Annotated in this window: 1 protein-coding gene; it reads right to left on the bottom strand. The window is 77.6% G+C overall.

Translation table 11 applies throughout. The annotated features are described in order from the left end of the window. Window positions 1-7 precede the first annotated feature (7 nt). The coding region (locus IDM29_RS16665; RefSeq protein ID WP_309232761.1) for an MFS transporter at window positions 8-1,473 on the bottom strand (1,466 nt) is incomplete at its 5' end.

Here is a 1,473-nt window from a genome sequence, read left to right as displayed (position 1 = left end):
GGCGCCGTCATCGGGCGGCCGCCACGAGGTCGCGCTGCCCGACGGGCACGGCCGGAGCGGCGGCCCCCCCGAGCGCGCCGACGTCCTGCGGCGCGCGGGTGTCGCCGACCGCCACGTGCGCCTCGCGCGCGTCGCCGACCTGCTCTCCGGTGCTCACGGGGACCACGGTGCCGGTCCCGGCACCCGGCGCGCCAGCGGGCTCCTCCCGGACGGTCCGGGCCAGCAGGATGCTCGCGAGCATGACGACCGTGATGAGCAGGAGCGCGCGGCGGGCCCCGACGGCCTCCGCGGCCAGCCCGATGAGCGGCGGCGCGGTGATGGAGGCGAACGACGCGAACGCCGAGACGACGGCGACCCGGCCGGCGGCCCGGAGCGGGTCGCCCGACACCGCCGCCATGCCGATGGGCACGACGAGACCGGCGCCGAGGCCCCAGGCGACGACGCCCACGAGCGCCGTCGGCAGGCTCGGCGCGAGCCCGAAGGTGACCAGCCCCACGAGCGACGCGACCCCGGAGGTCGCCAGGACGGCGACGCGCCCGAAGCGGTCGATGAGGCGGGTCCCGGCGAGCCGAGCGGCAGTCATCGACGCCACGAAGCCCCCGAACACCGCGGCCGCGAGGGCCTCGGTCTGCGCGAACCCGTCGACGACGGCGATCGCGAGCCAGTTGTTGGCGGAACCCTCCGAGAGCGCCGCGGACATGACCACGACGCCGATGAGGAGCGTGCGCCGGTCGCGCCACGCGGACAGCGCCGACCGCAGGCCGGCACCACGGCGCGCCGGCGGCGCACCGTGGTGCTGGACGGCGGCCACGGGTGCGGGAGGCGGCGGCAGGACCGCGCCGGGGACGGCGAGGAGGCGCCAGACGAGGGCGCCGATGCTCACGACGCCGAAGTGGACCAGGACCGGCACGCCGACCCAGGAGGCGAGCGCGCCGAGGACCGAGCCCGCGACGCTGCCGAGCGAGAAGGCGGCGTGGAACTGCGGCACGACCGTGCGGCCCATGGCCCGCTCGATCGCGACCGTCTCCACGTTCATCGGCACGTTGCCGAGCGCGAACGACGCGCTCATCAGCACGACGCCCAGCACCAGCACCGGGACGCTGCCCACGGTCGGCGCGAGCCCCAGGAGCAGGCTCGCGGTCGAGAACACCACCGCCGCCGCGAGGATCGTGACCCGACTCCCCCACCGGGCGACGACGCTGCCGGCCAGGAGCACCGTGACCAGCGACCCGACCGCGCCGACGAGCAGGACGGTGCCGAGCTGCCCGGTCGTGAGGTCGAGCGACGCCCTCACGGTGGGCAGGCGCGCGAGCCAGCTCGAGACGGTGAGCCCGAGAAGGCCGTACAGGCCGAGCAGCAGGGTGCGGGCGCGCAGCACGCGCGCCGGGACCAGCGCGTCGCGGTGAGCATCACGACCGGCGCGGCGCGGGACCGCACCGCGGGCGCCGGCCCGCCGCGGCGCCTCGGGCCGCG

The organism is Actinotalea sp. JY-7885 (assembly GCF_014525465.1).
GTDB lineage: Bacteria > Actinomycetota > Actinomycetes > Actinomycetales > Cellulomonadaceae > Actinotalea.
This window is presented reverse-complemented; position numbering and strand designations above follow the sequence as displayed.